At 40.2% G+C, this 16954-nt stretch carries 28 protein-coding genes and 1 pseudogene; 18 read left to right on the top strand and 11 right to left on the bottom strand.

The window, feature by feature from the left end:
- Window positions 1-111: 111 nt before the first annotated feature.
- The 7 genes and pseudogenes from PSF11_RS17585 to PSF11_RS17555 all read right to left on the bottom strand — a co-directional run bounded on the left by PSF11_RS17585 (window position 112) and on the right by PSF11_RS17555 (window position 5209).
- Window positions 112-357, bottom strand: coding sequence for a hypothetical protein (locus tag PSF11_RS17585; protein ID WP_272682849.1), 246 nt, complete (start codon window positions 355-357; stop codon window positions 112-114).
- Window positions 358-1076: 719 nt separating this feature from the next.
- On the bottom strand, window positions 1077-1856 hold the full coding sequence (locus tag PSF11_RS17580) for an antitermination protein Q (RefSeq protein ID WP_272682848.1): 780 nt from the start codon (window positions 1854-1856) through the stop codon (window positions 1077-1079).
- Between the two features lie 43 nt (window positions 1857-1899).
- On the bottom strand, window positions 1900-2169 hold the full coding sequence (locus tag PSF11_RS17575; protein WP_272682847.1) for a hypothetical protein: 270 nt from the start codon (window positions 2167-2169) through the stop codon (window positions 1900-1902).
- A gap of 23 nt (window positions 2170-2192) precedes the next feature.
- Window positions 2193-3563: a replicative DNA helicase gene (locus PSF11_RS17570; RefSeq protein ID WP_272682850.1), complete on the bottom strand. Its 1371-nt coding sequence runs from the start codon at window positions 3561-3563 to the stop codon at window positions 2193-2195.
- Window positions 3564-4264: 701 nt separating this feature from the next.
- Window positions 4265-4747 (bottom strand): annotated as a pseudogene (locus tag PSF11_RS17565) (replication protein); the annotation flags it as partial.
- Complete coding sequence (locus PSF11_RS17560) at window positions 4740-4928, bottom strand: hypothetical protein (protein WP_272682846.1); 189 nt, start codon at window positions 4926-4928, stop codon at window positions 4740-4742. The gene PSF11_RS17560 and the pseudogene PSF11_RS17565, both read right to left, overlap by 8 nt.
- A gap of 20 nt (window positions 4929-4948) precedes the next feature.
- Window positions 4949-5209 carry a transcriptional regulator gene (locus PSF11_RS17555; protein WP_272682845.1) on the bottom strand — a complete coding sequence of 87 codons (261 nt, stop codon included), beginning with the start codon at window positions 5207-5209 and terminating at the stop codon, window positions 4949-4951.
- A gap of 125 nt (window positions 5210-5334) precedes the next feature.
- On the opposite strand from PSF11_RS17555, the gene PSF11_RS17550 reads away from it, so the two are divergent.
- From PSF11_RS17550 to xis, 18 genes are all read left to right on the top strand, one after another.
- A complete protein-coding gene (locus PSF11_RS17550; RefSeq protein WP_272682844.1) occupies window positions 5335-6033 on the top strand; it encodes an XRE family transcriptional regulator in 699 nt (232 codons plus the stop codon).
- A 156-nt stretch (window positions 6034-6189) separates the two neighbouring features.
- Window positions 6190-6657, top strand: coding sequence for a helix-turn-helix domain-containing protein (locus tag PSF11_RS17545; protein ID WP_272682843.1), 468 nt, complete (start codon window positions 6190-6192; stop codon window positions 6655-6657).
- Between the two features lie 3 nt (window positions 6658-6660).
- Entirely contained in the window at window positions 6661-6900 is a 240-nt protein-coding gene (locus PSF11_RS17540; protein WP_196993052.1) for a host cell division inhibitor Icd-like protein, read from the top strand.
- The gene (locus PSF11_RS17535; protein ID WP_196712763.1) at window positions 6879-7073 is read left to right on the top strand and encodes a hypothetical protein; all 195 of its coding nucleotides are present in this window, start codon (window positions 6879-6881) and stop codon (window positions 7071-7073) included. The genes PSF11_RS17540 and PSF11_RS17535 overlap by 22 nt, the downstream gene beginning before the upstream one ends.
- A 32-nt stretch (window positions 7074-7105) precedes the next feature.
- Complete coding sequence (locus PSF11_RS17530) at window positions 7106-7243, top strand: hypothetical protein (protein ID WP_272682842.1); 138 nt, start codon at window positions 7106-7108, stop codon at window positions 7241-7243.
- The gene (locus tag PSF11_RS17525) at window positions 7243-7428 is read left to right on the top strand and encodes a hypothetical protein (protein WP_060560726.1); all 186 of its coding nucleotides are present in this window, start codon (window positions 7243-7245) and stop codon (window positions 7426-7428) included. The genes PSF11_RS17530 and PSF11_RS17525 overlap by 1 nt, the downstream gene beginning before the upstream one ends.
- A 2-nt stretch (window positions 7429-7430) precedes the next feature.
- Window positions 7431-7727 (top strand): hypothetical protein, encoded by a 297-nt coding sequence (locus PSF11_RS17520; RefSeq protein WP_060560725.1) that lies wholly within the window; start codon window positions 7431-7433, stop codon window positions 7725-7727.
- Window positions 7728-7921: 194 nt separating this feature from the next.
- Window positions 7922-8344: a hypothetical protein gene (locus PSF11_RS17515; RefSeq protein ID WP_060560724.1), complete on the top strand. Its 423-nt coding sequence runs from the start codon at window positions 7922-7924 to the stop codon at window positions 8342-8344.
- Window positions 8345-8418: 74 nt separating this feature from the next.
- Complete coding sequence (locus PSF11_RS17510) at window positions 8419-8769, top strand: hypothetical protein (RefSeq protein WP_060560723.1); 351 nt, start codon at window positions 8419-8421, stop codon at window positions 8767-8769.
- Window positions 8756-8965: a hypothetical protein gene (locus tag PSF11_RS17505; protein WP_060560736.1), complete on the top strand. Its 210-nt coding sequence runs from the start codon at window positions 8756-8758 to the stop codon at window positions 8963-8965. The genes PSF11_RS17510 and PSF11_RS17505 overlap by 14 nt, the downstream gene beginning before the upstream one ends.
- The gene (locus PSF11_RS17500; RefSeq protein WP_053110952.1) at window positions 8962-9447 is read left to right on the top strand and encodes a hypothetical protein; all 486 of its coding nucleotides are present in this window, start codon (window positions 8962-8964) and stop codon (window positions 9445-9447) included. Before PSF11_RS17505 ends, PSF11_RS17500 begins: the two co-directional genes overlap by 4 nt.
- A gap of 9 nt (window positions 9448-9456) precedes the next feature.
- Complete coding sequence (locus PSF11_RS17495; protein WP_060560722.1) at window positions 9457-10209, top strand: ORF6N domain-containing protein; 753 nt, start codon at window positions 9457-9459, stop codon at window positions 10207-10209.
- Window positions 10209-10820: a hypothetical protein gene (locus PSF11_RS17490; protein WP_053110950.1), complete on the top strand. Its 612-nt coding sequence runs from the start codon at window positions 10209-10211 to the stop codon at window positions 10818-10820. Before PSF11_RS17495 ends, PSF11_RS17490 begins: the two co-directional genes overlap by 1 nt.
- Window positions 10817-11044, top strand: coding sequence for a hypothetical protein (locus PSF11_RS17485; RefSeq protein WP_150376605.1), 228 nt, complete (start codon window positions 10817-10819; stop codon window positions 11042-11044). The genes PSF11_RS17490 and PSF11_RS17485 overlap by 4 nt, the downstream gene beginning before the upstream one ends.
- Complete coding sequence (locus PSF11_RS17480) at window positions 11041-11289, top strand: hypothetical protein (protein WP_150376603.1); 249 nt, start codon at window positions 11041-11043, stop codon at window positions 11287-11289. The genes PSF11_RS17485 and PSF11_RS17480 overlap by 4 nt, the downstream gene beginning before the upstream one ends.
- Window positions 11282-12058 (top strand): hypothetical protein, encoded by a 777-nt coding sequence (locus PSF11_RS17475; RefSeq protein ID WP_272513918.1) that lies wholly within the window; start codon window positions 11282-11284, stop codon window positions 12056-12058. The genes PSF11_RS17480 and PSF11_RS17475 overlap by 8 nt, the downstream gene beginning before the upstream one ends.
- A 310-nt stretch (window positions 12059-12368) precedes the next feature.
- Window positions 12369-12686 carry a hypothetical protein gene (locus PSF11_RS17470; RefSeq protein WP_014656525.1) on the top strand — a complete coding sequence of 106 codons (318 nt, stop codon included), beginning with the start codon at window positions 12369-12371 and terminating at the stop codon, window positions 12684-12686.
- A gap of 17 nt (window positions 12687-12703) precedes the next feature.
- Window positions 12704-12892, top strand: coding sequence for an excisionase Xis (gene xis / locus PSF11_RS21400; protein ID WP_442958774.1), 189 nt, complete (start codon window positions 12704-12706; stop codon window positions 12890-12892).
- Window positions 12893-12905: 13 nt separating this feature from the next.
- Here the strand turns inward: xis and PSF11_RS17465 are convergent, their stop codons facing one another.
- The 4 genes from PSF11_RS17465 to rseA all read right to left on the bottom strand — a co-directional run bounded on the left by PSF11_RS17465 (window position 12906) and on the right by rseA (window position 16856).
- The gene (locus tag PSF11_RS17465) at window positions 12906-14105 is read right to left on the bottom strand and encodes a tyrosine-type recombinase/integrase (protein ID WP_272682841.1); all 1200 of its coding nucleotides are present in this window, start codon (window positions 14103-14105) and stop codon (window positions 12906-12908) included.
- 706 nt (window positions 14106-14811) lie between these two features.
- The gene (gene rseC, locus PSF11_RS17460; RefSeq protein ID WP_072502999.1) at window positions 14812-15276 is read right to left on the bottom strand and encodes a SoxR-reducing system protein RseC; all 465 of its coding nucleotides are present in this window, start codon (window positions 15274-15276) and stop codon (window positions 14812-14814) included.
- A 3-nt stretch (window positions 15277-15279) separates the two neighbouring features.
- Complete coding sequence (rseB, locus tag PSF11_RS17455) at window positions 15280-16230, bottom strand: sigma-E factor regulatory protein RseB (RefSeq protein WP_004921489.1); 951 nt, start codon at window positions 16228-16230, stop codon at window positions 15280-15282.
- Complete coding sequence (gene rseA / locus PSF11_RS17450) at window positions 16230-16856, bottom strand: anti-sigma-E factor RseA (RefSeq protein WP_014656335.1); 627 nt, start codon at window positions 16854-16856, stop codon at window positions 16230-16232. Before rseA ends, rseB begins: the two co-directional genes overlap by 1 nt.
- Window positions 16857-16954 lie beyond the last annotated feature (98 nt).

Raw genomic sequence — 16954 nt, 5'->3', positions numbered from 1 at the left:
ACCAGCAGGTAGCCGGATTTAGATTAATGAATTTAATCAGCATTTGAGATAAGTTAAATGTTCATCCCTATGTAACTTACCGAAGGGATGGCTGAGTTAGAGTATTTAGATTCATTTTTTAAGAGATGAAGCAAACCTTGATTCAAGTTGACTAACTGTATCAGCGAAGGCTTTTTCATTAGCATCAATTGTTGCTTTGATGCTAAAAATTGTTGATTTTGACGCCTCTAATTCACAGATCATTGCCGCTTGCATGTCAGTGAGCTGTTTTTCTAATGCTGCCACCCGTTCTTCTAGGCTTAAATTACCATTAGTAACAATAACGCCTAAAAATTCACCTTCATTTTGATTGCTCATAACTACCTCTCTTAAATAGAAAGCCGCGCACAGTTCATTAGCGAGGGTAAAGGTTAGCAGTCGAGTCTGTGGCGGCTGTATACGAAAAAGGCCGCACTAGGCGACCTCTTGAATGTGAAACTTGCAAGCAATCCTTACAGCTTTAATTGGCGATATGGGAATTCCCATAACGGAACAATATCAACCAGTTATAAATAGAACATCAGATAAAACCTGTTTCTTTTTTTAAATTGGTTGGTTAAAATAACTGCGACTAAGTATTTTGGCTGTTCTTGCTCATCTGGCGTTGCTCTCAACAATCCTTTGCCACCATCCCAAAAAGTTGGTGGCTTTTTTATGCTCACTCGAATTCATCAAGCATATAAACCTCTAAATTAGATTGCCACACCAAGCCACAGTACAGGTAGTAACTATTGCCTGATAGTGGGTGGTGTGGTCTTCAAGCCCCATCGGGTACATCGAAAGCCCCAAACGTATCGCAAACCAGATTTCTCCGTTCTGCGTAGAGGTTATGAGGGCACTGTTTTATTACTCATCCGCAATGTCGGCATTTCTGCTAATGATAGTTTCCCGTCACGATAAATTGCGATTTACTGAGATATTTATACAACAAAGCCCCACCGAAGTGAGGCCTTGAATTGATTTAATGCGACTAGGTATAGAATGCCCATTATTAGAAGATAATAAGCCAAGTTTATGCAAAAATCAAATGGAACACATTATTTTATTACCCTACTGAATGCTTTTTCTGCTGCGCTTTCTTCAATAAAACACTTGCTAGCCAGTTTTTCATAAAATGGCTTCCAATTGCGTGACCACGATGATTGAGTCAAATCAGGCACTAAGTGCTTTATCGCATTAAATGCTACTGATGACGGTACACGCTTAAAGCCCCGCCCAGCACACCGAGGGCAATCTTTATAAACTGGTGCCCCTTGTAACTCGGTTTGTGCTTCATCTAATACCTTTCCCCGCCCTTTGCAGCGACAACGGTTAGTTAGCTGACCTTTTCCGTTACAGTCCTGACATAGCTCACCAACTAGCTCCTCTCTGATATTTGGATCAATAATCGTTTCGCCTTCAAGAGTCGTGATACCGGGATGTTTGACAACATCTTTCATTTTGTAGATCAACCCTTTCCCGTTACATACTGAACACTGACAAACTGAACCCGCTGAACGGGCATAATCTTCAAATGCCATCTTGGCCAGAACTATTAAACAGTGACCTAATTTCTTTCCAGCTGCTTTGCGAACTAATTTAGGCGCTACTTTAAGTGCATATTGGGTCAAGGCTTCCACAGTCGAAAATTTATCCTCTTCGCTGATGTCATTTTTAGCCAGAAAGGCTGTCATGCCGAACTTAGCTTGTGATTCAGTCATCCCCATAGCAGCCATGATATCCGTTCCCGTTATTCGGTCAGGGGAGGTGCAACCTGCTACATTGCCAAATCTCGGTGACTTAGGGTGAAAGTTTTTCAGTGCATTTTCGAGTTTCATTAAGCCACCTTTGTTTAGTTAAAATTTATAAATATTGTTTCAATTACATTAACTGTGTTTTGGATATACTTCCGTCTTCATCCATTGGATAAAAACCAACTAATTCATAAGACCATCCATTATCAATTGCTCCCTCCTCATACTTGAATGAGAAGATAAATTCATAGTCACCATCCTTTTCAATTTCAGGTATTGTTTGGATTGCCTCTTCAAGTTCAATAAACTCATCAAGCACTATATTTCCGCAGATATAACAAACGAACGGCTTTTCAAACTGTTTTTGATAGTGAACTTTTACAGTTATTTCTCTCATATAATTCTCCATTTGGTACCTAATTAAACATCAGCTCCACCTTGGTAGCGCCTTTGTTGTGGTCGAGTGCTTTGCGTACAAGCGTGAGCGGCCTGTGCCTGATCTGTGTCCATAAAATGACCATTCTTGAATCGCTGGTATACGGTCCCTGTTTTGCCGAATCGGTTTTTAGTCACGATAATTTCAGCATATGGGGCCGCTGGTGAGTTCTCGTTATAAACCGCATCACGGTAGAGCATGATGATGGAGTCGGCATCCTGCTCAATGCTTCCTGAGTCGCGCAAATCACCATTAACGGGCCGTTTGTTTGGTCGCTTCTCAACATCTCGTGAAAGCTGGCTAAGTGAGATAACTGGAGTTAACAGCTCTTTCGCCATTTCTTTTAGACTTGATGAAATATAACCAATCGCCAAATCATTACGCTCTGCCTTTGGTTTTTCAATCAATCCAAGGTAGTCAACGAGGATTAATGCCAGTGATGGGTATTGCTGTTTGTGGCGTTTTGCTATGGCTCTGATTTGGTCTACGCTTAGCTTACTTGCATCAACAACCCAAACATCGAGATCTTGAACCACACCAATACCACGGGATACCCTAGCCCACCCTTCATCATCCATTTTTGCAGGGTTTCTCAGTGATGAAACTGATAACCCTGAAGCCCCTGCAATTTGTCGCTCTATGATCTGACGAGAACTCATTTCCATTGAGAAAATCAGAACGCCCTTCTTGTGTCCAGTTTGCTTATCGATTTGCGAGGCCACACCTTCAGTGATCCGCAATGCTAATTCCGTCTTACCCATCGCAGGGCGAGCAGCGACGATAACGAGGTCTACTGCATTGATACCACCAGTAATTTCATCAAGCTCGTGAATGCCCGTTTTTAACGTGTCGGACTCATCGCCATTTCTCAATCGCTGATCTAATACCTCGGCAAAATCCTCAACCATTGCTGCGGTGTGAATGGGCTTAATTTGGTCGTTGTCAGTGATTAATTCGCTGGCTTTTTTAACAAATTGCTCCATTGCTTGGGAGGCGGCATCAATCGTGCCAGACTCGATAACGTGACGATATTGATCCATCAGTTTAATCATTTCGCGTCGATTATAGTTGTCGGTCACCATGGAAGCATAACCTTTTAGGTTAGCCGCACTAGGGCAATCTTTAGCCGCTTGCATGATATCTGCGAAATGCTTGTCACCCATAGCCTCTGCAACCATCATTAAGTCAATCATGCCACGGGTTTTGGCTTGTTTTTGGATCGCCTTGTAGGCTTCCCTGTAAAAATGAGATGAGAATGCTTCAGGCTTTAGAGTGGCAAGAACATCCGAGGCGTTAAGTGTAAGTCCGTCGATTAGTAAACCGCCGATCACGCTTGCTTCGATTTGCTGATTAATCATTGATAAACCCCTGTTAAACTTGGCTTTCCTTCCTTGACTGCTGTCAGTGTTTTTTCTTTCAGCAGGTGATCAATATCGGCTACCCAGCCCGAATCATTATCACCAAAGTAAAACGGCTTAGCCATTCTCACAAAGGCGCGAACATAGGCTCGCCAGCCGTCAACATTGGGAGTCGCGAGTTTTTCAATTAATTTTTTGAACTTGCGTTTACGCTCCGAATTAACATCTCTTGCGTGTGGCAAGCGGTCGCCCACCTCCTCGTTGTACGCATCAAGGTATTCTTGGTAGTACCCGGCAGGTTTTTTATCAATCTCCCCCTCGTTCGCGTTAACAACCGAAATGCCGCCAACCTCGTAAACCTCGTTGATGGAGGTTTCCCTGAGCATCACAATGCCAGCAGGGAGCTGCTGAAGTTTGAAAATAGATTTTTCTCTAGGGGATTTCTGGTCTAACTCAATCCCACAGATCGCCCCGTTAGCATTCGTAACATACAGATCAACCTTGCCCTTGCGTCCATCACCGCGATCGGCAACCGTGTATTCCCGCTGGCACAGGTACCCTGATTTTAAAATCTCTGCTTCCACAGCGTTGTGAAGCTCTTTAGCTGTCGAGCAATTGAATTTACCCTGCAGGAGTTTAATGAGCTCATCACGAAAAATTAAATTATCCGCCTCGCCCCCCTGAAGGGTATGGGTAGTATTGTCTTTCTTGTCTTTTGTAAGAGTGTCTTTTGTGTGTCCCTGTTTTGGTGACACCCCTGTCACGCTTTTGGTGACACTTTTTGTCACCGTTTTAGTGACAATGACACCGTTTTGGTGACACTCTGGAATTTCCCACTCAGTTAGGTTTTTATTAGGTCCAATAGCCATACCAACTTTCACTATAACTTTCATAGTGATAAGCTCATTTTTAGCCTTATTCACTTTCTGTCTTGGCAGTCTAGTTAGCTCCGCTAATTGACTATCTGAAATGCGATCTGTTTTTTTGTTAAAACCATACGTTTTTCTACAAATAGCATGAGCAACCTTGGCTTGGTTTCTTGTTAAATTGGCACCGATCAACTCTTCATAGAGTTCATTGGCAAGGCGGGTGTAACCATCTTCTGTTTTAGCCACTCTCTCCTCCGAACTCACCATCCGAGGACTAAACTGAACGACATTATCCTCTGCTAGGTTAGCCATTGACTGCCCTCCTCTTGAATATGCTTAAGATTTCATTGAACTCTTCTACTTCAAAATCTTCCTTCAAAAGGTCTTCAAGGAACCTATTAGGAATAAAAGTGAAACCCTCTTCTTTTGGCATGTGCGGCAGAAGCTTTCTGGCTCGACTCTTGTAGCCCTCAATCGCGATAACGTTACTCATAAATCCTCCACGTTTGCGGCTTAGGCATCGGTATGTTGTGTATCTGGTGCATGTGATTTACCCTTTGGGTGAGGGAATAAATCAGGTAGGTCAGGACGGATCTCATGAGCTTTTACCTTACTTTCTGTTGCGAGGACAATTCTCAGAACGCACTCAACTGGTACCTTATTTTTTCCATACAGCCAATCGCAGACTGTAGGCTGAGAGCGACCACATTTTTTAGCCAACAATTGCTGGCTACCAACGATTGATATCGCTTTCTCGATTGCTTTATTTTTCATTATCGGTTCTCCTATTAATCACATGATACAAATCGGAAAACCGTTTGTCCATAGATGTTCCTATTTCCTTATTGCTTTTTATCGGAAAAACGATAGAATCAATATTAGACTTCGGAGGATATAAAATGAGCTTTTCTGATAGGCTTAATATCGCAATGCAAAATGCAGGGTATACACAAGGTGCTTTAGCCAAGGCCGTGGGCATGGCTCAGTCGAGTATTAATCAGTTACTCAACAAAGCATCTGGCTCAAGAAAAACTGTAGAAATAGCTAAGGTTTTGGGTGTGCGTGCTGAATGGTTAGCTTCTGGTGAAGGCTCAATGCTACCAAGTGAGCAATATTCTGTAGAACACCTTACAGATTCTAATGAAAACGAATTAGCTACCAATGATTCATATACTGTTGACATTATGGACATTGAGTACAGCTGTGGACCTGGTAGTTATAACTCTGACTTTCCAGACATCATAAGATCTATATCTTTAGAGCCTGAGTTTGCATTAAGTATTTTTGGTGGCAGGCCTGCATCGTCAATGAAGGCAATTAATGCACAGGGTGATAGTATGCAGGGAACGATAGATCCTGAAGATTTAGTTTTTATTGATATTACAGTGAAAAGGTTTGAAGGTGATGGTGTTTATGCATTCACATTCGGAGGTTCATCTCACATCAAGCGGCTTCAAAAAATAAAAAACCATCTTATCGTTTTATCTGATAATCCAGCCTACAAAGAATGGAAAATTGATGAGTCGGAAGAAGAGCAGCTTTTTATTGACGGCAAGGTCATTGTTAGCTGGCCAATGAAATTAAGACGCTTCGCATAGCACTTCAAAACTCTACAAACCCGCTGATAAGGCGGGTTTTTTATTACCTCCATATCCTTTCTTTTATTTCCATAAAATAAAATCGGAAAACCGATTGACAGAAAAAATAAAAATGCTATCCTAAAAATCGGTAAAGCGATAAAGATAGAGGATAACATGAACAATTTTTTAGGTTTCCCATTAAACCCTTATGACGCCTTGAATAACATAGAAATCATGTTGGACGCAGGACTTCTATTATCCAGTACTACAAATGATGAGATAAGCGAGATGGGGATTGCCATAATTGATCTTGCAAAACAATATTCGGCTAAGGCTTCTTTAGGATTTGCAAACAAAACAAATGAAGTAACCAAAATTGATAAGTCCGAGATATCACACCAAAGCTCATTCTCCACACGTCTGCGCTTGGCGCTTGCACGCTCGGGGATGACACAGGCGGAGTTGGCTGCACGGATAGGCGTATCCCAAAGCACAATTAGCCAGATGGTAAACGGGAAGGTATCAGGTGTGTGCCGCACTAGCGTGATGGCTAAAGCATTGGGTATTGAGCGTAATTGGTTGGTTTTCGGTGAAGGCGAAATGCTACCAGCTAAAAATTCAACTCAAAATGATAAGGTGTAAAAAATGGCGACTATACATTATGCGTCAAATACCAACGTACTTAAACCTGATATCCGTACAGGTCTGTTTAAGTTCTGCTTCTTTGCTGTAAAGCGTAGTGACCCGCAGGCTAAAGCCGAACGCAAAGAAGTTTATGCAACGGATTTGAAATCAGCGAAGTTACAACTTGTTCGTGATTATGTTTTATCACTGGGATCACAAATACCAGCAGGAGTCGTGACATGTCACACGAAATTGAATTAAGTGTTGCCGCAAAAAAAAGCGCTCAATTGAATGCGATACTGTTTCAACTCAATAGCCAATTTGTAGGGGATCCAGTAGTGGATAGTTTAATTGAGTTGGCTTACGAACTATCAAACCCTGTGGCAGGTTGGTTAATTGAAGAAAATGCACAACGGGATAATGGACATGGATAAAGTAGCCCCCCCAAGTACAAGTTAGTGAATGTATGGATGTATTTAACCGAGTGAAAGTGTTTTTAATTGCAGCTCAATATTTAAATAGAGACAACAGCGAAAAACATATTGCCAGTCAATTAATCGCTCAATGTGAAGCTGAGATTGATGATATTTTGGAGAAAGAATAGTGAATGACAATATTCAATTAAGAGATGCAGCTAACACTGAATTAACCTACGCAAAGGCCATTATTAATTTAATTTTAGATTCAGGATTTATTGATAATGAAAACACCCTAAATACTTTGTCTGTAGCCTTATTATCAGTGATTCGCGCCCATGAGTCATTAATTAAAATTAATCTTGGGAAGTGAAAATGAAAACTAGCGATACGATAAAAATAAAAGATTTTAAAAACTACTCAATCGAGCAACTTAGAGGAATTTCTATTAATAACGAAATGACATCAGAAGCATTAATTGAAGGTGTCGGAGCAATTGGTACCTTATTGTTTGACTCTTCATGTAGTGACAACGACCCTTTATCAAAAGACGTTCTATGTAAAATAGGTTTATTGATTCAAGAGTCAATCATTATTGCTAAAGCATTAGATGATAATGTTTATTATTCTAGTGAGGAAATTAAACGGCGTTCTGCCCCCCAATCAAAATAGTAAGTTATCAGAAAATAAGTTACATGATGCTATTGGGGATATTAATAATGTCGAGCTTTCTCTACATCAACTTAAAAGTGACATATACGAAAATGAACCAGATACCCCAACGCTATATGCACAATTAGATTTAATGGCAAATACATTAAGTAAAACACTCAATGATTTAGAGACTCTTATTAAGGAAATTTAAAATGACAAACAAAGCAAAGCCTATAGAAATAACAACAGGTCACGATATTCAGGTTATTACTCGTGAGGTTTATTTTGTTCAACCTTGCAATAAAAGCTATTTCACCGAGGATGCCGCTATCAATAAATATGCACACATCCTTGCTAGTGATGAATTCAGTAAGCTAGGCAAGCCAACTAACGAACCAGACATTAAAACACAGTTGCCTGATGGTACTCCGGCCTTTAAGCGCGGCGCCATGCTGCCAGAGTATATCGATAGACAGGCAGAAATATATCGAGATTTAAAACAAAAGCTTAAAAAAGAAAAATATATTTTACAGTTAGAAAAGGAATGGCAAAAAGCAAACACAAGATTCGAAGAAGCAAGGGAAGATGTAGCAATAAAATACAGTAGACTGCAAGAAGCAATAACCAATAAATAATTAAAAAATCAAGTTAAATTTAAATCAGCGTCAACGCTGAGGGAATCCCTTTATCTAAACTTAGGAATAATTAAATGGAATATAAACTATTAATAGGCAAAAGGAGAATGACTTACATCAACTGTCTATTAGATTACTTTAAACATGAAGGTAAAAAGCCCCAATTTAAAGCAGTCGTTAACAATGAAGAAGTCATAATCACATTAACTAACGAAAACCTTAATAATTTCTTTCGTGATGTATATGAGGAGTTGGATTGCAAGCATCGCTGTAAGTATTCAGACAAGGATATATACGATACTTACGCATTACTTTATACGAAATACGGAAACATAACCGAACTAGGAAAATTATTAATCGATGTAATTACAAAATATATGCCTGCTTATTTAAATGGGGAGCCGTATGTATATGACGAGATTTGACCAATTAATGAATGAAGGGAAAGAGCTAGAAGCAAAGAAATTATATCGCCGTGCTGCAGATAAATACAACCAAGCCTTTTCTATTTCAATCCCCGGCAGTTCTGATGGTTTGAGTTATCAGGAAAAGGAAAGCAAGGCAGCAGCTGACCGTTGTTTATCTAAAGCAAGAATTAAAGTGACGGAGAGTTATTTATGAAAAGTGAAAATATGGCCGTAACTCAACTAATAGAAATTTTAAAAGAAAAAGTACCAGACTGCCCTGCTTGGATGCTCGATGAGTCTCGTGCACATGATCAAGCACTAACGCACCAGGAGCTAACAGAGTTCGCTGAATGCGCAGTTAAGCGCAAACGCTACATTCAGGCCGCAAAGTACCTTATTTACTGCAAGGAGCGATTTGGACTCAGCGCCAATGGAGACTATCAGTTTTCTTATAAAAACTTTGACGTCTACCTAGATATTGAAGTGATTGAAACCTTATTGATCCATCAAATTGAGCAACCACTATTAGCTGAAAATCCAGAGGAAAAATATATTGCCGTGTGGCGTTTTTATACAAATAACGAAACTAAAGAAACTGAAACAGGTATTACATGGCTGTTTAATTTCATAGATGACGTTTTTATTAAAGGCTTTCAGCTTTTGAATTCACCTTTATCAAATAGCTCAGTTCACTAGGGAAAATATATGAACAACTTAATTACTATTAATAAAACTCAAATGCCCGTAGTTGAGTATCAAGGTCAGCGTGTTGTTACTTTTTCAATGATTGATTTGGTACATGCCCGACCAGAGGGAACAGCTCGTGCCGCTTTTAATCGTAACCGTGAACACTTTATTGAAGGCGTGGATTTTCATGAACTGACTGCGGACGTAATACGTACGGAGTCACTTTCATCGGTTTTCGCCCCTCGCACACCAAAAGGGCTCGTATTGACTGAAACGGGTTATTTAATGTTAACCAAGCCATTCAATGATCCTATTGCATGGCAAGTACAGCGTGAGTTGGTCGGTAGTTACTTTCGCCCACAACAAACCGCTATTAGTGAATTAGAAATGATCGCCCGAATCGCCAGTCATAATGCCCAGCAACAACGTCAAATTAATCGCATTGATGAGAAAGTTGAACAGATGCATGAGACTGTCGAGCAAATTAAGCAAGGTTTCATCCCTATAGGCTATGTCTCCTACCCTGTTATATCAAACAAAGCAGGAATAACAAAAGGTAAGTGTCGAACTCTTGTTAACCAGTTTGATGTACCAGAAAAGATTATCAGCGCCCTCTCGCCTGATGGCGTTCCTTTCAAGATGAAGGTCGTTCTAGAAGATGACTTTATGGTTGTATTTCATTCGATGATGTGTGAGGCAGAGAAGCGAGGTACCCGTTGGTATCACCCGAAAATGGGATTGTTTCAGGTAATTGGTTGGGAGGAAAAATAATGAAAGCAAAACTACCACATATTGATGCTGACTTAATCCGCGCGGCTTTAACTTTGATATCCGTAAATGATGACCCACGCATGGTAACAAAGGTTGTTCACATTAATAACCAGTACATAGAAGCAACTAACGGGCATGCATTAATCAGAATGAAACACAACGCAGATTTCGACCAGGATGTTGCTGTTCAGTTTGTATGTTCAGTACCTGATGAAGCTGAGTTTCTTGATATCAATAGCCATGATGATGGAAGTCACACTGTTACTTATTACCGTCAGGATCGGGATGAAGAGTTTAGACCATTTGAGAAATCAGAATTAGTTCTCATGCAAGAACACTACCCTGATTTAACTCCATTACTAACCAAAACATTTAAAGAGGGGAAAACGCCTATTTTAGCAACCCGCTATTTAGCCCTGCCTTATCTGATGTTTGGCATGGGTAGTGTTGGTGTTTTGCCTAGCGAAGACGATCGCTCCGCGCTGTTTGCCATGGACGCCTTAACATCAGAAATGTATGGCGAGCCTATCTTAATCACTATGGCCATGGAAAAGGATACCCACAAATTATCTCAATCCTTATGTGACCAAATAATGGGGGCTGAGCAATGAAAATTGAATATGTCACCAGCAAAACAGGCAACACAGCCAAAGTAGTGATTCTGTCTTTCATTACCGAGCGCCGAAAACTGAATCGCATTATCGACACAGTAAAACTATGGACGCCAGTTCAAGAATCATCAACAGGCTTCTTTTTTCGAGTGACGACGATTTACGGCAAAGCAAGCCACGTTTTAAGGGCATACAAAATCATTTGTTCGGAGGAAAGCAAGTGATTGAACAAGATACCACTGAACATGAAATGGTTGATTACGATGATGTGATAGTTCGAGTCACTCACTATGTGGATGATGGTTGTGATTGGACTGCTCGAATTATTCACGGCATCAGGCAGCGTTTTTATATCAGGATGGGCATATGCCCTCCTTTGCCACCAGCACCACAAGTTTGTGAACCTAGGTTGATCCCAAATACAAAAAAGAGAAAACAGAAACGAGTAAGAAAGGTGAGTGATGAGTAATAACCCATTAATTATCGATGCTCTTGAAGAAGTCGGTCCATGTGATATCGACACATTAGCCCTGCACATGGATCAAAGCGCCCAAATTGTTAATGCAATGATTACCAATCAAATGCGAAAAGGTACGGTAAAGCTGGTCAATGGATTGTATCAGCTTACTAATCAGCCAGAACCAAAAACAATTAAGAGCCCTATTGCTTCAAAATTTTCATGTCAGGCTAGCGATGAGCGTCCTAAGATTGAAATCTTAAGAGAGGTTTTGCAACAAAGCACACAGGCTATGACGGCTGCTGAATTAGCCAAAGCAACGGGAGATTCGGCTAATAACATTGGTGGCCGTTTAAAAACTGATATCAAAAATGGAAATGTCGTTAGTCAGGTAAAAAACGGATTAAGAGTTTACCAATGGGTTGAAGCTAAAGAGGAGAAATCGCCCCTTTTACAAAATGTGGCTAATGACGGGAATTCCCTACTTTTAGAACAAACTCACATCAAAAATAAAATGGCAGAAATCCGCCCTTTAGCACCGGAACCTAAAGGTGAGAAAAATCACCTTACACCAGAACAGCATGCCTCCGTTTCAAACGGAACCATGAACGTGCCAAACAGCAAGCAATTACGCACTGAGCTGGTAAAAATTGATGATGAACTGATTCAGATAAACAGCCGCATGAGCGAATTAACAAAAATGCGTCAATACAAAAGTGAAATGTATGAATTGGTGACGAAGCTTGAAAAGCTAATGGAGGTGGTCAATGAGAGCGTTTAAGCGGTTTATTATCTACGCGATTGCATTCATGCTCACTGCGGTTATTGCTGTGGAGTCAGGAATGCCCAAAGCTGCAATATTCGCTCTAGGTATATGGGCTGGTTTTATCGGGAGTATTCTGATCGAGGAGCTTTGAGATGAGCGAAATTAAAGATACCCGAAACTGGAGGTGTTTATTTGGCATGCACCAATGGATTCTTATCGCTGCATATGATTATACCCGATCAGATGAATTCGGTGACGTATACATGAGAGGTAAAAAACTCATGATGCAATGCGCTCACTGTGGCAAGGTCAAAGGGAGAATATTATGACAACGCTTGATTTTAACCTTGTACAAATTATTAAAGACGCATGGGGTGATCCGCTTTCAGTTGTCGATATGGTTTGGGATGCTGGCTACCAGAAAACAGACTTCACGATAGAGGAGATTATTGAGATGGCTGTTAGGCGCGGTGCAGAATGTGAATATTACAATTTTCCAAGTGACTCACAACCAACAACAATAGAAGAGCTGAGTAAGTGGGAATTAGCTGACATTATTGATGAGGCTATGTGGGTAGGAACTCCAGCAGAAGTTGCTGCAGAAATATTAATGAACGGGTATAGAAAAGGAGGTGCGGAGTGATTCGTGATAATGCATATATGACAACAAAAGATGTATGCAATCATCTTCGTATTTCATCTAGAACGTTAAGCCGCTTAAGAAATAGAACAACTTTGCCATTCCCAGCACCAGACTATAGTCTCAATGGTTCAAAAAATCGCTGGTTCAAACATAAAGTATTGGAGTGGCAAGTACAAGATGCTGAACTGAACCGATCTAGTCGCTAAATAAAACCGCCCTTCATTGGGCGGTTTTCGTTATGGCCATTAATTTATCCCACCATAATTGATAGGCTTCTCGCATTTCATCAATGTAGTTATATTTATCATATACCCCCCACACTCCTGGTAATTTATGACCTAACATAATTTCAGCCACATGCGGTTGTGTCAGTTCCGAAAAATTAGTCCGTGCAGTCCGACGAAGGTCATGTATAGAAAAATGAGGTAAGTCTCTTTTTTTGTGCTTCTTGATAAATATTATCAAGTTAACAGGAAGTTTTAAATGTGCTGATGGTAGTTGAGGTGCTTTGCTATTGGAAAATAAATAATCACCAGCAGCGAGATCCACCAGCTTTTTAATTATAGGAATAACATCATCAATTAATGGGCGCACTAATGGTTTTTTTGTTTTTCCGCCAGTCTTGTGATTTTCAGGAGGAACAGTCCATAACTTTTCCACTAAATCAAAATCAGAAATTTTAGCCAATCTTAGCTCTGAAACCCTGCACCCAAAGAATAGACAGAGTTTTAGTAGCATTTCGTTAACAAAAGAAACTCTCGATTCTTCGCACGCCCACCAAAAAAGCGCGATTTCTTCTGAAGATAAGGTTCTATCACCAACGCCTTTTTGAATACCAAAATCCTTACCCGTCAAATCAGTTAATGGATTTGATAATGCCACTCTCCTTTTTACTGCCCATGAATAACATTGCCTAGCATTACTAATTACACGTTTTGTTATCTCTGAGTATTTTTTGGATAGCTGATCTAATAAATCCAGCCACATGTGAACAGTTAAATCATTTATTGGATATCTACCTACTTGAGGAAATACATGTAATTCAAACGTTCTCATAATTTGATGGGCGCTAACTCTTTGCTTGCACATTACATCAAACCAATCTCGAAATACTTCCTCGAAGGAGCCTATATTATTTTTTTCACTCGCAATAATAACTTTCTGGTATTTTGGATTTTGACCTTTACTTAAAACTGAGGACCATTTCAATAATTCATCGCGAGCTTCTTTTAAAGACATTTGTGGATATTTACCAATTGTCATTTTATCTTGCTTGCCATTAAATCGATAACGATAAAAAAAAGTAATTGCCCCCTGCAGGGATACCCTAACCCACAAACCATCACGATCAGCTTTCTCCTCAACCTTATCTCTCTTTTTCCCAAGATTAGATTTTAAGTATGCATTCGTTATCGCCATGATGATCCTGCTCCATTATTATTCATCCGCGCCCCCATTACTGTGTCCATATTCGTGTCCATCACTTTATTTTTCAGTATGTTAGGAATGCGTGATTTCAGTATTTTTTCTATTTTCTTTCGAGATTACGCTTAAAATATGAACTTGTTATAGTAATAATTTTCACTCCATTATTGCTTTATCATACCTCACCCATAGGTATGTGCATTTTTCATACGAAATTTTATTTTTCAATAAGATAAATAGGGCTATGCTTTTATAGTAATTTATAATAGCTCAAATGGATATATGGACACAATGATGGACACAAAAATAGTGGCTTGAGGTGACTTTGGTTGTCTTAGCTTGTCAATATTGATTTTGTTTTTTCGTTATAATTCAATTTATTACAACGTTAATTTGTCTTAGGTTGTCATGGCTTGACGGGGGTCGAATTGTCGATGTGAGCAATGATAGAAAAGTTTCTTATGTTATTGATTTTCAAGGTAATATCTTCTTTTAAATTGCCTACAAAATCAGCTCTGCATAAATAGGTATCGCAGAACTAAAATGCTATGATTATCACAAGATTACTAATTAGCTGCATTTTACATAGAAGATCTCTGTAACACAAAGGTTCAATGTAAAACAACTGTAAACTATGCGGGTTTTTGCTAGATAGGAGCGCTGAACTCGCCAAACCGCCTATCAAGCAAGGCGGTTTCACTCAGCAATCAACTTGAACTGACAGTTCGTTGGGGGGTAAGCCTATTTGTAAGATAACTGGTTGAAATGCAGTCTCATCCCGCCAATAAGAGGCGATTTTACGCGCTAAAAAGAAGCCTAAAAAGCCACCAGCGACACCAGAAAGAGCAACCCAGAATTGTTCAAACCCCGCTAATTGTACTAACGCTGCAACCAGAAATAGGCCAATCAACGGGGTTAAATAAACGAGCATAGCAGAGCGCAGCAAACTCCCTTCAGGAATTCCAACCTCCACTTTTTGCCCAACAACTAAAGGTTGCTCAATGTCAACTTCGAGCTGATGTTCGGTATTTGGCCCTATTTTACTCAATGCGTATGAACCACATGCCGCGCGCGCGCTACAGCTACCACACCCAGAAGAAGCCCCATAACGCAATAACGCCCTTCCTTGGTGCCAACGAATAACTGTTGCCCACTCTTTTATCATCATCTACTCCTGAAAACGAATGCTTGCAGCGACTTGCTGTGCCGTTGATAACGGCAGTTCACCTATTATGGTAATCACATTTTGTTTCTGAGTCATTGTATAAATTGTGCGGCGGCCATTTTGGACTGGTTGTTCTAAAGGCAAGCCTTGCTCAGCTTTAGTGACATTAACCGAAAAAGTGAATAAGCCATCACTAAATAATGCGCTCTCTACCTCATCATTTTCGGCAAGTTTACGTTTTGAACGAGAGACTTCTTCAAACCCAGGAGGTAAAAGTCCAACACGCCATTTAAATGACGGACGATTATCCTGAGGGGAGACTAGCAGCGGTGGTAAATTAATCTTACTTAAATTCACCAGAGAGTCATTCACCGTTTTGCTGTCTAGCACTGTTGAAATGACGCGAAACTGTTCTAACGTTTGGTTATTGTTATCTAAGAGATCGACCCGTAATGGCAACTTATTTTCTTCATCAATCAGAAGAACATAATTAAAACGAGAGTTATCTTTAGAAATAATGCGAATGACGAGTGAAGGCTTATCACCGATATGGGTTCGCCCCGCATCGATAAAATTATAGTACGGTTTGATTTTGTCATAATCAGCAAATAATACCGAAGGCAAATTATCGACAATATGCTTCCCATTTAAGCTGAAGGCATCAAAACCGGGTTCAAAATAACTGATCCTTTCCCCTTTTTGCACTATTTCACGCCGCGTAGAATCCATTTGGATCATTTGAGAGACAGGAACATTATTAATGATCCCATGTCGATAACGGACAGGCACGATGCTTCTGGGACTAAAGGACATAAAAGACATTTCGTAGGAAAGATTTTGGGCAGCGCTCCCCATCTCTTTAAAGAGAGCTTCGGCATCTTGTTGAGATGCCGAAGCTTGATTAGATAAAATCAGGCTGCCCGCCAGGCAGATGACGGATAACCACTTATTCATTAGCGCGCTTTAGCTCCAGCGGGTGCTGTAGTAATATCATCATTATCATGATATTGCTGATTAAGCATTGAACGTCTTTCAATTTCATATTGCTGTAGCATTGCATTTACACGCTGATTTTGTTGCTCAACTTGTTGCATTTGTTGCTCGTTACCAAAAAGTTGACCATCAGAGAAATTTAAACTCACAGGTGCGCCTGCTCCAACGGGAACGGTGTTAAACACAGGTTCATCAATCACCGATTCCGTTGAATTACTTTGATTATACTGCTGCACCCCAACGATAACAGCAAGGGATACACATGCTGCAACACCAATTTGGGTGATTTGACTTGCCCATGGACGAATTTTTTGCCAGAACGGCATCGCGCCCCATGTTGCAGGTTCAGGCTGTGACTCAACAACTACCTGAGGATTAATACGCACAACTTCATTCTCTAATGCTGCGGCGACTTTACCCGCTATGTCAAAATTGATGACATCAGGTGTGTCATTACGCAGAGTATCACGAATAAGATGATAGCTCTCCCAACGTTTTTGTAACGTTGAATCACATGAAATGGCATTTAACAGTTCTACATCTAGAACTTCGCCATCCATCATTGCGGAAAGTTTCTCTCTTTGCATGCCCGAATACCTTCAGTTAATTGCATCACAATTACAGTTTAATGCCCTGATTTCGCTATTTTTTGCACGTTATCTTGTGTTCCAAAAAACAATTCAAT

Source organism: Providencia sp. PROV119 (genome assembly GCF_028482435.1).
Classification (GTDB): domain Bacteria; phylum Pseudomonadota; class Gammaproteobacteria; order Enterobacterales; family Enterobacteriaceae; genus Providencia; species Providencia stuartii.
The sequence above is the reverse complement of the archived record's forward strand: the minus strand, read 5'-3'. Positions and strand labels throughout refer to the sequence as shown.